Raw genomic sequence first — 19,880 nt, 5'->3', positions numbered from 1 at the left:
AGATTCGCCAACCCGAGTCCGGAGGCTTCACAGCGCGCTTCCTGACCCCGCTCGCAGGCGTTCTTCCACAGAGTTATCCACATTTGCTGTGGATAAGCGAAAAATCTCTGACAGGGCATCCAGTTAAGCTTTCTTTCTGAAAGTTTCATAAGAAACTGGCTGCAAACGGCCGTAGCCGGCCGTCGTCGTCACGTTACACTCGCTGCAGCGCGGTTCGCGCCGCCGTCCCGCTATGAATCCGATCCTGCGCATCGCCCTGCCGGTCCCTCTGCACACCTGGTTCGACTACCGGACCACGGCGGCCGAGACCCCGGCGCCGGGCTGCCGCGTGCTGGTTCCCTTCGGCCGCCGCAAGATCGTCGGCGTGGTGGTCGAATCCGCCGCCGGCAGCGACCTCGACCCGGCTCAGTTGAAGACGATCGAGCGCGTGCTCGACCCGCAGCCGCTGTTGACCCTCGAACTGATGACCACGCTGCGGCGTGCGGCGCGCTACTACCAGCACCCGCTCGGTGAGGTGCTGCAGACGGCGTTGCCGGTCGCGCTGCGCTCGGCGCGCGCGCTACCGGAGGCCGGTCTGCCGGCGCTGCGGCTGACCGCAGCCGGGCAGAACGCGGGTAACGATCCGAAACGACGCCGCGGCACCCGCGTCGAAGCGCTGCTGCACGCTCTCGCCGACGGCGCACATACGACGACCGAACTCGACGCGACGCTCGGCGACGTCGCCGCGGCCGCGCGCACGGCACTCGCCCGCGGCTGGGTCGAACGCCTGCGCTTGCGTGCACCGGTCACGGCGGCGGTGCCGATGCCGGGTCCACCGTTGAACGAGGAACAGCGTGCCGCGGCCGACGCCGTCCTCGTCAGCGACGGCTATGCCGCCTTCCTGCTCGATGGGGTGACCGGCAGCGGCAAGACCGAGGTCTACCTCGAGATCATCCGCGCCTGCCTCGCACGCGGGCGGCAGGCGCTGGTGCTGGTGCCGGAGATCGCGCTGACGCCACAGGCGCTGCGGCGCTTTCGCGAACGGCTCGGTGTCGAGGTCGCCGCCCTGCATTCGGGCTTGAACGAAACCGCGCGCGCACAGGCCTGGCTCGCCGCCGCTCGCGGCGAGGCACGCGTGATTCTCGGCACGCGCTCGGCCTTGTTCGTGCCCCTGCCGCAGGCTGGTGCGATCGTCGTCGACGAAGAACACGACGCCTCCTACAAACAGCAGGAAGGTTTCCGCTACCACGCGCGCGACCTGGCCGTGCTGCGCGCGCAGGCGCTCGGCGTGCCGGTCGTGCTCGGCTCGGCCACGCCGTCGCTGGAAAGCCTCGCCAATGTGGAAGCCGACCGCTATCGCCTGCTGCGCCTGCGTCATCGCGCCGGGCTGGCACAGCCGCCGGCATTGCGCGTGGTCGACCTGCGCCGGCAACGGCTGCAGCACGGCCTCGCCGCAAGCACCTTGGACGCGATCGCCGACTGCCTCGCTCGCGACGAACAAGTGCTGGTATTCAAGAACCGTCGCGGTTACGCGCCGGTGCTGTTGTGCCACGACTGCGGCTGGAGTGCGCAGTGTCCCGAATGCGAGCGCGCGCTGACCTTGCATCGTCGCGACGGCCGCCTGCGCTGTCACCACTGCGGTTACGAACGCGCACTGCCGAGTGCCTGCCCCGACTGCGGCGGACTCGCCCTCAATCCGCTCGGGCAAGGTACCGAGCGGCTGGAGGACGCGCTGTCGGAGCGTTTCCCGGGCACCCCGATCGTGCGTGTCGACCGCGACACCACGCGCGGCCGCCACGCGCGCGACGCGCTGTTCGATCGCCTGCCGGAAGGCGGCGCGCGCATCCTGATCGGCACCCAGATGCTGGCCAAGGGCCACGACCTGCCGCACCTGACCCTGGTGGTCGTGGTCGGCGTCGACGAAGGTTTGTTCAGCGTCGACTTCCGCGCCAGCGAACGGCTCGGCCAACTCGTCGTGCAGGTCGCCGGACGCGCCGGACGCGCCGAACGACCCGGCAGCGTGATCCTGCAAACGCACGACCCGGCGCATCCGTTGCTCGCGGTGCTGCTCGACGGCGGCTATCGCGCACTCGCCGCGCAACTGTTGCGCGATCGCCGCAGCGCCAGCTTGCCGCCGTTCGCGCAATTCGCCTTGCTGCGCGCTGAAGCGAAGGACCGCGCCGTGCTCGATGCATTTCTGCAGGCGGCGATGGCGCAGATCCGTGCCGGCGATCCGAACGCGCACGGCCCGCTGGCCGCACCGATGCCGCGCCGAGCCGGCGCTTATCGCGGCCAGATCCTGCTCGAAGCGCCGGCACGCAGCGCGCTGCAAGCGTTCCTGCCGCGCTGGCTCGACGCGCTGCGCGCGTTGCCCACGTCGCGCGCGTTGCGCTGGTCGATCGATGTCGATCCGGTCGACTTGTATTGAGGCGCGCGAGTCTTCTTCGGCCGCGCGCCTCGGCAGCGGTTACGGCACGACTTCGAAGCCGTTGCCGAAGATGCGGTCGTTGCGCTCACCGCGATTGAACAGCAACGAGATGCTGCGGTTCTCGCGATTGGCGCTGACCACATCCGGACGACCGTCGCCGTCGAAATCGGCCACCGCGACACCGCCCGGCAGCGCGCCGGTATCGAACCAGGCGTAGTTGTCGTAGCGGCCGTGGCCGTCGTTGAGCAGTACGGAAATCGTGTCGTTCTGCGTGTTCGCGGTGACGATGTCGGCCTTGCCGTCGCCGTCGACGTCGGCCAGCGTCATCGCCCACGGCCACGGCGCGTAGTCCATCACGCTCTGCGCCGGAAAGATCGGATAGTTGATCGCTTTGGCGAAGTTTCCGTGGCCGTCGCCCATCAGCACCGAGATGTCCTGCGCGGTCGTGTTCAAGGTGACGAGGTCGACGAAGCCGTCGCCGGTCACGTCCCTCGCCTCGACCCCGACCGGTCCGGCATCGGTCGCCACGTGCGTCGCCGCCGCGAAACCGCCGGCGCCATCGCCGGCGAGGATCGAGACGTCACTGGTAACGCTGTTGGCCGAAATGATGTCGAGCTTGCCGTCGCCGGTGACGTCGGCCATCGCGATGCCGCGCGGATCGCGCAAAGCGCCGGCGTCGCCGGCGCGCAGCACGACTGCCGCGGCCAGGCTGCCGTCACCGTTGCCGGCCAGGAACGAGAGGCTTTCGTTGGAGATATTGGTGTTGGCGGTGGCGACGTCGAGCTTGCCGTCACCATTCGCGTCGCCGAGCGCAAGCGCGTACGGACTTTCCCAGGTGCCGCCGACACTGAAGCTCACGGCCGTTCCGAAACTGCCGTCGCCGTGACCGAGCAGGACCGAAACCGTACCGCCGGCGAAGTCCGCGCTGACGATGTCGAGCTTGCCGTCGCCGTTCATATCGCCGATGACGACACCGGTCGGCGACGCGCCGACCGCGTAGCGCACTTCGCTGGCGAAGCCGCCGTGGCCGTCGCCGAGCAGGACCGAGACGTCGTTGCTTTGCGCGTTCGCACTGACCACATCGGCACGACCGTCGCCGTTCAAGTCGCCGGCGGCGACCGCATGCGGGAAGTTACCGGCGTCGAAGTTGGCGCTGAAGCCGATGCCGCCGGCACCGTCCGCCGGCAGGATCGAAATGCTCGGCGCCACTGCGTTGGCGACGACGATGTCGGGGTGGCCGTCGCCGGTCACGTCGGCCACCGTGAGCGGGCCCGGACCTTGCGCAACGCGCCGATTCACCGCAGCGGCGAAACCGCCGCTGCCGTCGCCGACCAGCACCGACACGGCATTCGCATTCGGGCGCGTGACGACGATGTCGGGCTTGCCGTCGCCGGTGATGTCGGCCACGACGACGTCGTGTGCACGGCCCTCGCCGGGACCGGCCGGCAGCAATTGCGCCGGCGCGAACGAGCGGCTGCCGCCGTTGAGCAGCAAAGCGACCGTTCCCGGCAACTCCGGCGGCGGAAACTCCTGCCCGCCGGTCGCGGCATTGGCGACGATCAGATCCGGATGGCCGTCGCCGTCGACATCGGCGGCGGCCAGTGCGAAGGGTTCCGATTCGGCGCCGACCGAAACGTTCTGCGGCGCGGTGAAATGGCCGCTGCCGTCGCCGTACAGAATCGAAGCGTCCTTGCTGTCGACGTTGGCGGTGGCGAGGTCGGGATGTCCGTCGGCGTCGAAATCGGCTACGACCAGCGATTCGGGCCAGGCGCCGGTCGGGAAATTCTGCGCGGCCGCGAAAGCGCCGCTGCCGTCACCCGCCAGCACCGCGATGCTGCCGCTCTCGCCGTTCGCAACGACGATGTCGACCTTACCGTCGCCGGTTACGTCGGCCAGCGCGATAGCCGTCGGCCACACGCCGCTGCCGACGTCGAGCAGGTTGGGGGTGCCGAACGCGCCGGTACCGTCACCCGAATAGACGCGGATTTCGTTCTGATCGTAGCCGGCGACGGCCAGATCGAGTTTGCCGTCGCCGTTCAGATCCGCCAATGCGACGGCGACCGCGCGCGCCGGACCGTCGGTGATCTGGGTCGGAACGGGACCGCCGTAGCCGCCGCTGCCATCGCTCAGGCTTACCGAAAAATCACCGCTCATTGAATTGCCGGTGACGAGATCCGGCTTACCGTCGCCATTCAAGTCCGCCGCAGCGACCGACACGGCGAAACAACAATTGGGAATATGCATCGCGGCCGCGGTGAAGCTCGGCGGTGCCGTACCGGCCTGCGCCGAGCCAGCGGCCGCCAGCAGCAGCCAAGCGGAATTTGCGTAAACCCAGCGAGGCAACCGGAAGCGACGCACAACACGTGTTTTCATCGAAGACTCCTGCGGGCGATCGGCGACAGAGCGGCCGCACGCAGGCTGCCGCATCGGCCGATGAGCCTGCGCAGCGCGCTCGCGCCGGTCACTCCAAGAGCGCTCCAATCGCGTGACAACTGCGCAGGAAAGAATTTCCTGATGCGTTGCAGACGCAGCGCAGGGCAAGAGCGTCGCTATCGCGCGCGTTCGCTCAGCTGCAGCGGGCCGCTGCCGTCGGCCGCTCGCGGCTCCAGCAAGGCCGCGGGAATCGAGCGCTCCCCGGCCAGTGCCTGCGCCTGACGCAGCGCATTGAGCCACGGCTCACGCTGGTTCAAAGCGTGGAACAGACGCAGCTGCAGCAGGGCGCAGTCGAAATCGCGCGCCGCCCACGGCGCCACGCGACCGACGGCGATCGCGGCCCGGGCGGTGTCGCCGGCGGCAAGCAAGGTCGGCGTCCAGGCGATGGCGACTGCGACGATCTCGACCGGCACCCCGCGCCGGTCTGCGCTCGCGGCGGCGAAACGGAACCAGCGTTGCGCACGTTCGCGCTCGCCTGCGTGATGTGCCCATTCCGCCGTCGCGAGCGCATCGGCGACAGCGTCGGGCGCATCGGAAACCTGGTCCGGCGGCTCGCGCCGGCGCTCGATCGGAGCTTCGGACGGCGCCGTTTCACCGAGAGCGAGCAGCGCACGCTGACGTAGCAGCACGACCCAGCCGCGTTGCTCGTCGGCACCGCTCGAGGGCCAACCGGCCAACGCCGCGGCGGCGTCCTCGGCGGCCGTTCGCCAGTCGTCCTGCGCGAAGGCGAGTTGTGCGCCGAGCGCACTCTGACGCGCGAGCAAGACGCGATTGCCCGAGGTCGCGCTCGCGCGTGCTTGCGCCAGTGCGGCGGCGGCTTCGCGATAGCGTCCGTTGCCGGTATACAGCTCGACTTGATTCAGCAGCAGGTCGACGCGCTGATCCGGATCGGTGATGCGCTCGCGTAGGGTCAGGCCTCGCTCGACCGTCACAGCGGCCTCTTCCCGCTGCAACATCGCCAGTTGCGCCTGCACCACGCCGGTCAGGCTGATCAGAAGCTCGTGCAAGGCGCCGAACGACTGAAAGCGATCGGCTGCCGGTTGCAGATACGCCAGCGCCGTGGCCGGCCGGCCGCGGAACAATTCGAGCAGACCGAGATTCGCATCGACACGGGCGACGCCGAGCTGATCGCCGGCGCTTTCCAGATCCGTACGCGCCGCACCGAAATCGGCCAGGGCTTCGTCGTAGCGGCGCTCGGGCACGCGGCCGTTGGCTCGCCCCATCAAGGCTTGGCCGATCTCCAACATGTGTTCGCCCGGCGTCAGCAAGGCGAGTGCAGCGTCGAAGTCGCGACTGCCGTCGCCGAATTCGCCGCGCCGCATGCGAATCGCCGCACGCGCGATCAGAATCTGTGCGTGGAGATGCGCGTCGCCTTCGACGTCCGGCAGCGGCAGCAGGCGGTCCAAGCTGGCTTGGGCGCGGTCGAGTTGACCGGCGCGGAAATCCACCAGCGCGAGCCGATAGGCGAGCTGCGACGATGACGCCGACAGCTGCGGCGACGCCGTCAGGATCTCGCGCGCGGTATCGAGTTCGTTGGCGAGCATCGCGGCGCGCGCGCGTTGCAGGGTTTCGTCCAAGCTCGCATCGCGCTCGCCCTCGATCGGCGCATTGCGGCCGAGTGCGGCGAGCAGCAGATCGGCCGCTCCGCGTGTCGCGCGCATCGCGTCGCGCTCGACGAAGCGGACCGGCACCGCGATGCCGTGCTCGGGCGTGGCGGTCAATTCGATCTGCCAGCCTGCCGCATCGCGCTTGGCCGTGCCGCGCACGACCAGGCGCGCACCGGTCGCCGCACGCAGCGTCGGCGGCTCCTCGCCGGCCGCGGCTTGCGGCGCCGACTTCTGCAGTGCGAGCACGCTTTCGCTGACCGGCACGCGAAAGCCGGCTTGGCGCAGTCGCTCGGCGACGAGATCCATGGCGCCCAGACGCACCCAGGCGTCGTCGCGCAAGCCATCGACTTGCAGCGGCAATACCACGATGCCGTCGCCGCGCACGGTCTGCTCGCTGCGCGATGCCGGCTTCTCCGGTCTCCACGTGCGATGGATCAGCCAGGTCGATGCGACGATCGCGGTCAGTATCGACAAGGCCGCGACGGCGCCCCAGCGCCGCATGAATGAGGCGCGCGGCGCGTCTGCTCGCAGCGGTGACGGCGAAACGGTGATCTGGTCCGACGTATCGAAAACATCCTCGTTCGCTGTCGGTGTCGCCGTCTCGGCTTCGACCTCGTCCACAGCGATGGCATGCACCTCGGCCACCCAGCGATAGCCGTAGCCTGCAATGGTTCGGATCACGCGTTGCGCGTTGCCGTCGTCGTCGAGTGCGCGGCGCGCACGCAGCACGACCTGGCCGAGCTGTGCATCGGATACGTTCGAGCGCCCGAACACGGCCTCGACCAGTTCATCGCGACCGACCGCGCGGCCGCGATGGGCGATCAGATGTTCGATGCATTCGAACGAGCGGCGCGGTAACTCGATGCGCTGCTCTCCGCGCCACAGCTCGCGCGTGGACGGGTTGAAGCGGAACGCTCCGAACTCGTAAACCTCAAAGACCATCCGGCGAGGTTAGCGTGCGGCCGACGTACTGACGAGTCCGGCCGCCTCCGGTTCGCTCGTACCGGAGGCGGCCTTTCCCGGGACGCTCGGCGCTTCGGAGCGCCCGTCTCACTCGTGGGGAGTCGAGCGGACGGACGGCGCCAAGCTGCCCCTCCCGCAAACCGCCGCAGCGGTCGGAGTGTTAGACGCAGCCCGGCGGTATAAACGGCCGTTCCCTCTTCGGCGCCTTCGCGCACGAATTTCGTACGCCGGTTTCAGACTCCCGCACATGCGAACGGCCCCGCGTGGGGGCCGTTCCGTACCATGGTGTACAAGTAGATGAGTGTAGAAGCTGCACTGCCGACCGGCTCGGAAACCCGAACCGGCGGAGTGCTTTTCTTGGGCTCAGGCCACGAACAGCGCGCGCATCTTCTTCATTGCGTTCGCCTCGATCTGGCGAATGCGCTCGGCCGAGACGCCGTACTCGTCTGCCAGCTCCTGCAACGTCGACTTCTCGCCGTCCTTCAGCCAGCGGCGCTGGATGATGTCGCGCGAACGCTGGTCGAGCTTGACCAGGCCGCGTGCGAGCGTATCGAGGCTGGACTCCTCCTCGGATTCGCTCTCGACCATCCCGTACGGATCCGCCGTATGGTCGATCAGGAACGCGGCCGGCGACGGACGCTCGTCCTCGTCGGCGTCGACCGGCGTGTCGAAAGCGACGTCACGACCGTTCAGACGCGCTTCCATCTCGAGCACGGTCGCTGCCGGCACGCCGAGTTCGCGCGCCACGGTATTGACCTCCTCGGCGTTCATCCAACCCAGACGCTTCTTCGACTTACGCAGATTGAAGAACAACTTGCGTTGCGCCTTGGTCGTGGCGACCTTGACGATGCGCCAGTTGCGCAAAATGAACTCGTGCATCTCGGCACGGATCCAATGCACGGCGAACGACACCAGGCGCACGCCTTGATTCGGGTCGAAGCGCTTGACCGCCTTCATCAGGCCGATATTGCCTTCCTGGATCAGATCGCCGACCTGCAGGCCGTAGCCGGAGTAACCGCGCGCCACATGCACGACGAAGCGGAGGTGCGCGAGCACCATCTGCTTGGCGGCGGCGAGGTCGGACTCGGCCACGAAACGACGGGCGAGGTCTTGCTCCTCTTCCTGCGTCAGCATTGGAATCTGGTGAACGGCACTTACATAGGCTTCGAGGCTACCCAAAGCACTCGGAACCGGAAAATTGCTGGCGACCAGGGCATTGCTCATATGAACTCCCGATTGGCTACGCATGCTAGCACTCGCGTCCTTAGAGTGCTAAATGCCTACAGAGTTCCGGCGCGCTACCGCGCTCGGGGATAACTGTACTGACAGTTATAGTACCCGAAAGTTCGTTAATTGCACGTGTTTTTTCGTTTAACTGCGGCGACGCAGTGTTCGCCCCACGGCGCGAAACCTTAAGTCTCTGAAAAAGAACGATTTCCTACTGCCGGAAGCCCGGCAGACGGCAGAATTCGCCTCAATCGAGGCGCAGCTCGCTGCGCGGCGGCAATGCCCAGTCGATGGGGGCCAGGCCTTGGCTGCGCAGATACTCGTTCGCCCGTGCGAAGTGGCCGCAGCCGATGAAACCCCGGTGTGCTGACAGCGGCGAGGGGTGCGGTGCCTTCAGCACCCGATGGCGACGCAGGTCGATCAGCTTGCCCTTTTGCTGCGCATAGCTACCCCAGAGCAGAAAGACCAACCCTTCCCGCTCGCGATCGAGCGCCTCGATGCACGCGTCGGTAAAGCCCTCCCAACCCTTACCGGCGTGCGAGCCGGCCTGCCCGTGCTCGACCGTCAGCACCGAGTTCAGCAACAGCACGCCTTGCCGTGCCCAGGGAATCAGACAGCCGTGGTCGGGCCGTGGAATGCCCGGCTCGCGCTGCAGCTCGGAGAAGATGTTCACCAGCGACGGCGGCGGCGCAGTGCCCGGCGGTACCGAGAAGCACAGTCCGTGCGCCTGCCCGGGACCGTGATACGGATCTTGGCCGAGGATGACGACCTTGACCGCTTCGAACGGAGTGGCGTCGAGCGCAGCGAAGATTTTCGACCCCGGCGGATAGATGGTCTTGCCTGCGCGCTTCTGCTCGCGCAGGTACTCGGCCAGCGCGATCATTTCCGGCCGCTCGAAGTACGCGCCGACACGCGCCTTCCACGACGCTTCGAGCTTGACCCTGTCCTCGCTCATAGCGTGCCCCGCACTCGTTCGCGCAGATGCCGCGACACGCGCAGCTGAAACTGTAGCTTGGTCACCAGCAGCCGCTCTTCGATCGGCTTGTGCACCAGATCGTTCGCGCCGGCGCGCAACAACGCGGCCTGGTTGGCCGGATTGTCGTCGCCGGTCATCACCAGCACCGGTAACTCACCTTTCGAGTAGCCGAAGCCGTCGCGGATGCGATCGAGCAGATCGCCGCCGCTCAATTCGCCTTTCAGGTTCACGTCGGTCAGGACCAGATCGACCGCGGGCGTGCCCGCCACTTCGCGCAAGGCCTGCAATCGTTCGAGTGCGGCTTCCACGCTCAGCACGTGCGTCACCGTGAATCCGCTTTTTTGCAGCATTCGCGTCGTCGCCAGCGCGACCACGCGGCTGTCCTCGACGTACAAGACTTCGCCGCCGATCGTTTCGGCCGGCCGCACGTAACCGCGGATGAAGGCGGCCAGTGCCTCGAAGCCGAGCGACTTGTCGAAGTAGTCGGTGACCTCATCGGACAGCTTGCGTGCGACCAAACGCTCCTGCACGTCGCCGGACACGACCACGACCGGGATGTACGCCTGCAGCGCGCTGGCACGAACGTGACGCGCGAGTTCGAGTCCGTCCATGTCGGACAGACCCAAGGCCGTGGTGACGAGATCGACGACACCGGCATCCAAGATGCGACGCGCTTCCGCGCCGCTGCCGCAACCGAGCACGACCGCCTGGGGCAGCTCGGACTTCAGCACGCGCTCGATCAGTTGACGCGCGACGCGCGAACCGTCGACGACGAGCACGCGCGGCGCATCGCTGCTGATGTGTCGCGTCAGCCGAACCGATTCGCTCATGCTTGCGGCTGTCCTGCGGAGAGATGGCGCGCCGTCGCGACGAAGGCGCCGACCCAGCCGAGCACCGCACTGGCGGCGATCACGGCCAGCGCGACCAGCACGCCGACGCCGTGCAGCGCGAAGCGACCGCCGTAGCTTTCGATCAGGCGCTGCGCCGGTGACGCCAGCGCCAGTTCGATCGCGACCACGATCGCGAGCGCGCACATTCCGCCCAGCAATCCGTACCAGAAACCGGCGTACAGAAAAGGACGGCGCACGAAACCATCGCTGGCGCCGATCAGTTGCGTCACCGAGATTTCGGCGCTTCGAGCCTGGATGTCCATGCGCACGGTATTGCCGATCACCAGCAGAGTCGCCAGCGCCAGCAGCGCCGCGATCACTGCGACGATACGTTCGCCAAAGTGGAGAATGTCGGAAAGTTTACGACGCCAGGCGGCATCGTACTGCACCAGATCGACGCGCGCGTCGGCCTTCAGATCCGTCAGCAGCGGTGGCGCGTCGAGATCGGTTTTCGCGCCCGGCGTGACCACCAAGACGCTCGGCAGCGGATTGGAACTCAGTGCGTCGAGCGCCTCGCCGAAACCCGACAGTTGGCGGAACTCGGCCAGTCCCTGCTCCGGCGTGCGGATCAGCACCTCGGCGACGTCGTTGCGGCGACGCAGCTCGTCGGCGAGCGCATCGGCGCCCTTGGTGTCGATCGCGGGCTTGAGGAACACGGCAATCTCGCGCGCCTCGCGCAGGCCGCCCGAGAGGTCGCGCGCGTTGTCGAATACGAGGAAGAACAACAACGGCAGCGCCAGCGCGAAACCGAGCACGAGCACGGTCAGCGCGTTCGCCCACGGCCGCGCCGCCAGTCGGCCGAGGCTGGAGAAGAAGCTGTACAGATGTTGGTCGCGCCAAGCGCCCAGGCGCTCGCGCCAAGGCACGCGCGCACGCCGCGGTTCCGCAGCGGATTTCGGTGCCGGCGCACGGCGCACGTTGCGTTCGGCCTGCCGGCTCATGCGCTCTGCTCCGGTCGGCTCGAAGGCGGCCTGAAATCGTCGATCAAACGGCCGTGGTCGAGCACCAGCACGCGCTTGCTCAGGCGCCGCACCAACATCAGGTCGTGGCTGGCGATCAGCACGGTCGTGCCGACCTGGCCGAACTCGGCGAACAGACCCATGATCTCGGCCGACAGCTGCGGATCGAGATTGCCGGTCGGCTCGTCGGCGATGATCACCGGCGGCTTGGCCACGATCGCGCGCGCGATGCCGACGCGTTGTTGCTCGCCGGACGAGAGCGTCACCGGCGCCGCTTTTTCCTTCGCCAACAAGCCGACCTTGTCGAGCGCGGCGCGCACGCGCTTGCCCAGCTCCTCGCGTGCGACACCGGCGATCAAGAGCGGCAACGCGACGTTGTCGAATACGGTGCGGTCCATCAGCAGACGATGATCCTGGAACACCATGCCGATGCCGCGCCGCGTGTGCGCAATGCCGCCGCGGCGCACCCGCGCGAGATCGGCGTGATTGACGACGACGCGGCCGCGCGTAGGCCGTTCGACCAACCCGATCAGCTTCAACAACGTGCTCTTGCCGGCACCGGAATGGCCGGTCACGAACACCATTTCGCCCGCGCCGATCTCGAAACTGAGATCGACCAAGGCGTCCTGGCCCGACGCATAGCGCTTGCCGACCTGCTCGAAGCGAATCACGCGCGGAATTCCTCGGCGTCGCCAATGCGCATCATTCGTTCCTCTGTGCGGCGCGGAAGTCCCGCTGCCACGTCAGCCAGCTCTGCAACATCACGATGCTCCACAGGTGCGTATGCCATTTGCGTTCGCCGCGCTTGAACGCGTTCCAGCGCCGCAACACCGACGACGCATCGAGCAGATTATCGCGACGGAGCCGCTCTTCCGACAGCAGGTCGTCGGCCCATTCGCGCAACGGTCCGCTCAGCCAGGCTCCGACCGGCGCACCGAAGCCGGCCTTCGGGCGATCGACCAGTTCGCCCGGCAGGTAGCGCCGCAGCAACGCCTTGAGCAAATGCTTGGGTTCGCTCTCGCGCACGCGCAGCGCGTCCGGCAACGACCAAGCGAATTCGGCCACGCGCGAATCGAGCAGCGGCGACCGCGCCTCCAAGCCGACCGACATGCCGCTGCGGTCGAGCTTGACCAGGATGTCCTCCGGCAAATAGCACAGGAAATCCAGCGCCATCATGCGCCCGGCAGAGGACAAGTTCGCATCGGCGAGCGGATGGGAAACGTAGGCGGTCGCGGGTTCTTCCGCCCCGCGCACGACGCGCAACGGCGCGCGCCAGCGGCTGATGCGGTTGAGATAAATGCCGTCGATGTCCTCCGCTGCCAGCTCCATGCCGAGCGTGCGCAGACCGCCCGTGCGCGCGGCCTCCAGATCGCCGCGCGCGAGCCAGCGTCCGAGCAGACGGCGCGGCAACCGCGGCAGGCGTTTGTGCCAGCGCCAGTTGCGCAGTGCGCGCAGGTAGCGCGAGTAACCGAAGAAGAGCTCGTCGCCGCCGTCGCCGGACAAGGCGACCTTGACCTGCGTGCGCGCCAACGCGGCGACCAGCACGCTCGGAATCATCGATACGTCGGCGAACGGTTCGTCGTAGATTTCCGGAAGCTTGGGCACCAGCGCGAGCGCATCGGCGCCGCCGACCGGAAACTCGGTGTGCGCGGTACCGAGCCGAGCGGCGATCTTGCGCGCATAAACGCCGTCGATGTCGTGGCGATCGGTGAACGCGATCGTGAAGCTCTGGACCGGCTGCGCGCTCTCGCGCTGCGCCAGCGCCGCGACCAAGGACGAATCGGTGCCGCCGGACAAAAACAAGCCGACCGGTACGTCCGCGTGCAGCCGCAAACGCACCGCCGCTCGCAGGCGCTCGTCGAGGTACGTCAGCGCGTCTTCCTCGTTGCCTTGGAAAGGATGCGCGAGCGCGTTGCGAATGCGCGCTTGCGCATCCCAATAAGATTGCGTCGGCGGCCAGTCCGATCCGCGCAGCGCGTTCTCGTCGAACCGGATCAAACGGCCGGCCTCGAGCTTGCGTACGTCGCGATAGATCGAGCGCGGCGCCGGAATGTAGTCCAGGCGCAGCAGCGAAGTCAGCGCATCGGCGTCGATCTGCGGCTCGAAGCGCGGATGAGCGAGCAGCGCTTTCAGCTCGGAGCCGAACACCAGCCCATGAGGCGTGCGGCCGTAGTACAGCGGCTTCTTGCCGACACGGTCGCGCGCCAGCCACAGGTGCCGCTCGGCGCGATCCCACAACGCGAACGCGAACATGCCGTCACATCGTGCGAGCGCACCCTCGATGCCCCATTCGACCACCGCGGCGAGCAACACTTCGGTATCGGAGTGACCGCGGAACGTATGGCCGCGAGCGGTCAGCTCCTTCCCTACCTCTTCAAAATTGTAGATCTCACCGTTGTATACGATGACGTAACGCTCGTCGGCGGACTGCATCGGCTGATGCCCGAGCGGGCTCAGGTCGAGAATCGCCAGGCGCCGATGTGCGAGCGCGAGACCCGTGCCGGCGTCGACGAAGACGCCATCGTCATCCGGCCCGCGATGGCGCAAGGCCTGCCCCATGCGCCGCGCCAACGCCGCGAGCGCAGGCGCGTCGCGACCGGCTCCGGGCTCCCAGCACCCCGCGATGCCGCACACCTACTTCACCATCTGATTCAGATTGAAGATCGGCAGCAGAATCGCGAGCACGATGAACAGCACCATCGCGCCGACCGCAAGAATGACCGCAGGTCCGAGCACGGCGGTCAGGGCCGTCAGCCAGCGGTCGAGTTCGCGCTGTTGCTGGGCCGCAGCCTCTTCCAGCATGCGCGGCAGTTCGCCGGAACGTTCGCCGCTGGCGATCAAGCGCAGCGCGACCGGCGGAAACTGGCCGCTTTCGCCCAAGGCTCGCGAGAACGCACTGCCTTCGCGCACCTTGAACGCTGCGCGCCTGAGCGCTTCGCGCAACGGCAGATTCGGTACCACCTGCGCGGCGATGCCGAGCGCATCGAGCAGCGGCACCGCACTGCTCGCGAGCAGTGCCAAGGTGCGCGTCGCACGCGCGGTGTTCGCCGCGCGCGTAAGCCGGCCGACGAGGGGCAGGCGCAGCAGCAATTCGTGCCAGCGATAGCGCATCGCGTCGCTGCGCAGCGCGGCACGCGCGGCGACGATCGCGACGACCAGCACGAGCAGGATCAGCCAGCCCCAGCCGCGCAGAAAAGCCGACAGCGCAATCAGCGCTCGCGTCGCCAACGGCAGCGTCTGATGCAGGTTCTGAAATACGCCGACGATCTGCGGCACGACCCAGGTCAAAAGGCCCGTTACCACAGCGACCGCGACCAGGGTCAGCAGCAGCGGATAGGCCAGAGCCGCGAGCATCTTCTGCTTCAGCGCATCGCGCGCTTCGGCGTAGTCGGCCAGCTTGTCGAGTACCGATTCGAGCCGGCCGGACTGCTCGCCGGCCGCGACCGTCGCGCGGAAAATTTCGGGAAAGCTTTCAGGGAAGTCGCCGAGCGCCTGCGCCAGGCTGGCGCCTTCCATCACGCGCGCGCGCAGGCTCATCGTCAGTCCGCGCTGACGCTCGTTCTCCGCCTGTTCCGACAGGGCCGCCAGCGCTTCGTCGATCGGCAGACCGGCGCCGATCAACGTCGCCAGCTGGCGCGTGAGCAGGGCCAACTGAACTGCGTTCAGCCCGTGTCGCGAGAACGCGCTGCGTGTTCGTTGTGCGCCTTCGCGCACCTCCTCGACGTTGAGCGGATTCAAGCCGCGTTCGCGCAAGGAACCGCGCACCGCACGGGCGGTGTCGCCCTGCAGCACGCCGCGCTGTGTCTTGCCGCTCGCGTCGAGCGCTTGGTAGGCGAAGGCGGGCATCAGTACGACGGCACGTTCCGGAACGGATGCGTATTCTTCCAGTGATCGCCGCCGAAGTCGCGCTGATCGATCGAAAGCATGCGACCTTCCTCCAATTCGTCGGCGAGTGTCACCGGCGACGAGCCTTCGCGCTTCTGCAGCCTGCGGCAGCGACGTAGGTCCTCACCGGCGAGGCACGCTTTGATGCGAAGTTCGGTCGACGTCATGGCAGAGGCTCGCGGAGTGTCATAGACGTATGACGTTCGGCTCGGAAAAGCAAGCCGATCAGTCTTCGAGTTCGGCCAGCCAACGGTCGATGCGCTGCCAACACTCTTGCGGCTGCGCTTGCAGCAAAAAATGCGGGCCGTCGACGCTGACTACCGTCCCTGTTCGCGCCGACGGAAAGGCCGCGGGCATGAGCAAGCGATCGCGACTCGCGGTCAGGGCCAGCCACGGCACTTCCAAGCCGGACAGCGCTGTTTCTTCGTCGAGGTCGCGCAACAAACGCAAACGCGAGCGGAGCACTTCGACCGGCAGCGCCCGCACCGCGTGCTGAACCGCCTGCACGCGAACATCAGCGACCCGGAAATCGAGGCACAGCAGGCGAATGAGCGCCAACGACGTGACTCGTCGCTGCATGCCCTCGCCGATCGCTGCGAGCGGTGTGAGCTTCAACAAGGGATTGGGGCAGCGCAGAAAGCTCGCCACCCACACGATGCCGACGATCTCCTCACACAGCCGCGCCAACCGCAGCGCGACCGCACCGGAAAAGGACTCGGCCAGGACGACGCAAGGACCGGCCGCGCGAATGACCGCTCGTGCATGCGCCACATAGTCGTCCAGGCGCCAACTCGGATCGAACGGATAGCGCACGACGCGCAAGTCCATCTGCGGCCGGAGGTGGACGAAGTCCTCGAACAGTTGCCCGCTGCCGTCCATTCCCGGCAACAGAATCCACGGCAGCCGGCTCGCATTTCCCTTCCAGCCTCGCCGCGGGTCAGGAGCGCCGCTCACTCCTCTCGCGTCACACGCAACACTTCTTCGGTCGAGGTGACGCCGGCCACGCATTTGCGCCAACCGTCCTCGAGGATCGAGGCCGAATGCGTGCGTGCCCGACGCTCGAGTTCGGCTTCGGAGGCGCCCTCGTGAATCAGGCGGCGCATGGCGTCGTCGACCGGAACCAGCTCGTACAGACCGGTGCGGCCACGGTAGCCGGCGTGACGCCCGCCGTCCGCGAGACCACTGCGCGGACGGTACAGCGTTACGGCGGCATCGACCGGCTGGCCGAACGCGGCGAGTTCCGCCGGCGTCGCCGCATACGCTTCGCGCGTGGCGGGATCGAGCACGCGCACCAAGCGCTGCGCCAGCACGCCGATCAGGCTCGAAGACAACAGGAACGGCTCGACGCCCATGTCGCGCAGACGCGTGACCGCGCCGACGGCGGAATTGGTGTGCAAGGTGGACAGCACCAGATGGCCGGTCAGCGAAGCTTGCACGGCGACTTCGGCGGTTTCGAGGTCGCGGATTTCACCGACCATGACGACATCGGGGTCCTGCCGCAGGATCGCGCGCAGGCCGCGCGCAAACGTCATGTCGACGCGTGAATTGACCTGGGTCTGGCCTACGCCGTCGAGGTAGTACTCGATCGGGTCCTCGACCGTCATGATGTTGCGCGAGCTGTCGTTGAGTTTGAGCAAGGAGCCGTACAGCGTGGTCGACTTGCCCGAGCCGGTCGGCCCGGTGACCAACAGAATGCCGTGCGGGCGCGCGATCAAGTCTTCCAGGCGCAGCCGCATGGCCTCGTCCATGCCGAGCTGGGCCAGATCGAGTTTGCCGGCCTGCTTGTCGAGCAAGCGCAGCACGACGCGTTCGCCGCGCCCGGCCGGAATGGTCGAGACGCGCACGTCGACCGGCCGCCCGGCGATGCGCAAGCCGATGCGGCCGTCTTGCGGCAGGCGCCGCTCGGCGATGTCGAGCTTGGCCATGACCTTGATGCGGCTGACCACGGCGCTGGCGATCGCCTTCTGCGGCGCCAGCACTTCGCGCAAGACACCGTCGATGCGGAAGCGCACGACCAGGCGATTCTCGTACGGCTCGATGTGGATGTCGGACGCGCCCTCTTTCACCGCTTCCGTCAACAGCGCGTTGATCAGGCGGATGATCGGCGCATCGTCCTCGCTCTCGAGCAGGTCTTCCGGCTCGGGCAATTCGTCGGCGACGGCCTTGAGGTCGAGCCGCTCGTCCAGATCGGACACCATCGTGCGCGCGTCGTCGCCCTGCTCGTACAGATCGCGCAAGAGGCGCTCGAACTCCGGCGCCGCGAACGCGGTGAACGCCAGCGGCGCACCGAAATGACGACGCAGCTCGGCCAGCACTTCGGCGCGCGCGTCGGCGCGGCAAGCGATCTGCGCCACGCCGCCGTGCCAACCGGTCAGCGCCACGCCGTGGCGGCGCGCGAAGCCGAAACTCGGACGCGACGGATGCTTCGCGGCGACGGCATCGCTCATCGGCGCGGCGGAGTGGAGCGTGCCGGAGCCGGGCGCGCCGGCGGCTGCGCCGTGCCGGGCTGGCCGTCCAGCGAGGGACTTTCGAGGAAGTCGTGCACGTCCGGCAGCAGCGGGCGCTGCGTGCGCGGCGTGATCGGCCATTCCTCCTGGCGCATCTGCAACTGCTCGGTGCGCATGTAGTTGTATTTCTCGCTCGACACCGACGCCTCGGTCGCTTCGTCGCGCAAGATCCTCGGATGCAAGAACACCATCAGATCGCGCTTCTGGTGATCGTTGGTGCGGTAGCGGAACAGATTGCCGATCAGCGGAATGTCGCCCAGCGCCGGCACCTTCTGCACGTTGTCCTTGAGCTGGTTGTCGATCAGGCCGCCGAGCACGAGCAAGGCGTCGTCCTTCACCAGCACGCTGGTGGTCAACTCGCGCTTGTTGGTGACCAGATCGACCGCGCCCTGCACCGGCGGCAGCAAGTTGGATACTTCCTGATGGATGTCCAGCCGCACCGCTTCGCCCTCGTTGATCTGCGGCTTGACCTTCAGCACGATGCCGACGTCCTTGCGCTCGATCGTCTGGAACGGGTTGGTGATGCCGTTGCTCGGCGTGGTGCCGCCACCGTTGACCGTGCCGGAGGCGTTGGTCGTGTACTGGCCGGTCAGGAACGGCACTTCCTGCGCCACCTTGATCTGCGCTTCCTGGTTGTCCAAGGTCAGCACCGAGGGCGTGGACAGGATGTTGGACTTGCCGTCCGCGCGCAGCGCGGTGATCAGCGCGCCGAGCTGGGCGATCGGCTTGCCGTCCGGGCCGTTGATGGTGCCGGCGACGTAGCCGAGATTGAACCCGTTGCCGATGCCGAACGGATTGCGCGCGGCATTGAGGATGTTGTTGCCGGGCGAGCTGCCGGTGAAATTGGTGCCGCCGATGACGTGCTTGTCGCCGGCCACCTGCCACTGCACGCCCAGTTCGCTCGCGGTCTGGTCGGCGACCTCGGCGATCACCGCCTCGATCAGCACCTGGCTGCGGCGGATGTCGAGTTGGCGCACCACCGCGGCGAGCGAACGGAAAATCGCCGGCGGCGCGCTGATGATCAGCGAGTTGGTTTCCTCGTGCGCCTGGATCGTCGCCGGCGACGGCGTGCCGCCGGCGCTTTCGGCGGCCTTCGCCGCGGTCGGCGGCGCGCTGCCGCTGAGCGTCGCGGCGACGCCCTGCAGGATCGGCACCAGGTCTTTCGCATTGGCGTAGCGCAAATACACCACCTGGGTGTCGCCGCCGTCGGTGACCGGCGTGTCCAGATGCGCGATCAGCGCGCGCAGCTTCAGACGACCGGTCTTGGAGCCGGCCAGCAGAATCGAATTGGTACGCGTGTCGGCGAACACGCGCGAGCTTTCGCCGTTCGCCTGTGCGGTCTTGTCGTCGGCGAGCGAGGTCAGCGTGCGGGCGAGTTCGGCCGCGTTGGCATGGCGCAGCGGCACCACTTCGACCTGCGCATCGGACACGGTGTCGATGCGCTGCACGATGTCGATCAGGCGGCGCACGTTGCTGCCGCGATCGGAAACGACCAGCGAATTGGAGGTCGCGTGCGCGATCAGCTGGCTGCCCTGCGGCAGCAGCGGCCGCAGGATGGCGACCAGTTCGGTGGCCGGCACGTGCTTGACCGGAATGATCTGGGTGACGACCTCGTCGGCCGATTCCGCGGTCCGCGTGCTGCCGAGGCCGGCGCTGCCGTCTGCCTGCGCTGCCGCCTCCGGCACGATCTTGATCATGCTGCCGGACGGCACCGCGGCGAATCCGTGCACGCGCAGCACCGACAGGAACACGTCGTAGATTTCATCCGGCCGCATCGGCTGCGCCGACACCACGGTGATCTTGCCTTGCACGTTCGGCGCGACGATGAAGTTCTTGCCGGTGATTTCGCTGACGGTCGCGATCAGCGCCTGGATGTCGGCGTCCTTGAGGTTCAGCGTATGCCGACCGTCGTTCGTACGCGCGTGGCCGGGCTGCGCCTCGGGCGCGCCTTGCGCGAATCCGGCCGCTCCATGCAGCGCCGCGAGAAGAACGAAGGCGAGCGGCAGAAGACGCATTGCGAAAAATC

General features: G+C 67.4%; 14 protein-coding genes. 1 reads left to right on the top strand and 13 read right to left on the bottom strand.

The genetic code is table 11. The features are described from left to right. Nucleotides 1-232 precede the first annotated feature (232 nt). Entirely contained in the window at nt 233-2,407 is a 2,175-nt protein-coding gene (locus AC3QL3_RS02640; protein ID WP_492896717.1) for a primosomal protein N', read from the top strand. Nucleotides 2,408-2,446: 39 nt separating this feature from the next. Here AC3QL3_RS02640 and AC3QL3_RS02635 read toward each other — a convergent pair whose 3' ends face one another. The 13 genes from AC3QL3_RS02635 to gspD form a co-directional block, all read right to left on the bottom strand. Then, nucleotides 2,447-4,780: an FG-GAP repeat domain-containing protein gene (locus tag AC3QL3_RS02635; protein WP_492896716.1), complete on the bottom strand. Its 2,334-nt coding sequence runs from the start codon at nt 4,778-4,780 to the stop codon at nt 2,447-2,449. Nucleotides 4,781-4,956: 176 nt separating this feature from the next. Next, the gene (locus AC3QL3_RS02630) at nt 4,957-7,389 is read right to left on the bottom strand and encodes a winged helix-turn-helix domain-containing protein (protein ID WP_492896715.1); all 2,433 of its coding nucleotides are present in this window, start codon (nt 7,387-7,389) and stop codon (nt 4,957-4,959) included. A 384-nt stretch (nt 7,390-7,773) separates the two neighbouring features. Continuing rightward, entirely contained in the window at nt 7,774-8,634 is an 861-nt protein-coding gene (rpoH, locus tag AC3QL3_RS02625) for an RNA polymerase sigma factor RpoH (RefSeq protein ID WP_492896714.1), read from the bottom strand. A gap of 250 nt (nt 8,635-8,884) precedes the next feature. Continuing rightward, nucleotides 8,885-9,592, bottom strand: a complete 708-nt coding sequence (gene ung, locus AC3QL3_RS02620) for a uracil-DNA glycosylase (protein WP_492896713.1) — start codon at nt 9,590-9,592, stop codon at nt 8,885-8,887. After that, a complete protein-coding gene (locus tag AC3QL3_RS02615) occupies nt 9,589-10,443 on the bottom strand; it encodes a response regulator (RefSeq protein ID WP_492896712.1) in 855 nt (284 codons plus the stop codon). Before AC3QL3_RS02615 ends, ung begins: the two co-directional genes overlap by 4 nt. Next, nucleotides 10,440-11,444 (bottom strand): permease-like cell division protein FtsX, encoded by a 1,005-nt coding sequence (ftsX, locus tag AC3QL3_RS02610; RefSeq protein WP_492896711.1) that lies wholly within the window; start codon nt 11,442-11,444, stop codon nt 10,440-10,442. The genes AC3QL3_RS02615 and ftsX overlap by 4 nt, the downstream gene beginning before the upstream one ends. After that, nucleotides 11,441-12,133 (bottom strand): cell division ATP-binding protein FtsE, encoded by a 693-nt coding sequence (gene ftsE / locus AC3QL3_RS02605; protein WP_492896710.1) that lies wholly within the window; start codon nt 12,131-12,133, stop codon nt 11,441-11,443. The genes ftsX and ftsE overlap by 4 nt, the downstream gene beginning before the upstream one ends. 31 nt (nt 12,134-12,164) lie before the next feature. Then, entirely contained in the window at nt 12,165-14,096 is a 1,932-nt protein-coding gene (asnB, locus tag AC3QL3_RS02600) for an asparagine synthase (glutamine-hydrolyzing) (protein WP_492896709.1), read from the bottom strand. Next, nucleotides 14,097-15,308, bottom strand: a complete 1,212-nt coding sequence (gene gspF, locus AC3QL3_RS02595) for a type II secretion system inner membrane protein GspF (RefSeq protein ID WP_492896708.1) — start codon at nt 15,306-15,308, stop codon at nt 14,097-14,099. After that, the gene (locus AC3QL3_RS02590) at nt 15,308-15,514 is read right to left on the bottom strand and encodes a PIN domain-containing protein (RefSeq protein ID WP_492896707.1); all 207 of its coding nucleotides are present in this window, start codon (nt 15,512-15,514) and stop codon (nt 15,308-15,310) included. Before AC3QL3_RS02590 ends, gspF begins: the two co-directional genes overlap by 1 nt. A 58-nt stretch (nt 15,515-15,572) precedes the next feature. After that, nucleotides 15,573-16,301, bottom strand: a complete 729-nt coding sequence (locus AC3QL3_RS02585) for an alpha/beta fold hydrolase (protein WP_492896706.1) — start codon at nt 16,299-16,301, stop codon at nt 15,573-15,575. Then, on the bottom strand, nt 16,298-17,794 hold the full coding sequence (gspE, locus tag AC3QL3_RS02580) for a type II secretion system ATPase GspE (protein ID WP_492896705.1): 1,497 nt from the start codon (nt 17,792-17,794) through the stop codon (nt 16,298-16,300). The genes AC3QL3_RS02585 and gspE overlap by 4 nt, the downstream gene beginning before the upstream one ends. Further along, complete coding sequence (gene gspD, locus AC3QL3_RS02575; protein ID WP_492896704.1) at nt 17,791-19,869, bottom strand: type II secretion system secretin GspD; 2,079 nt, start codon at nt 19,867-19,869, stop codon at nt 17,791-17,793. The genes gspE and gspD overlap by 4 nt, the downstream gene beginning before the upstream one ends. Between the last annotated feature and the right edge of the window lie 11 nt (nt 19,870-19,880).

The sequence above is a fragment of the Dokdonella sp. GW821-FHT11D02 genome (genome assembly GCF_058808595.1).
The sequence above is the reverse complement of the archived record's forward strand: the minus strand, read 5'-3'. Positions and strand labels throughout refer to the sequence as shown.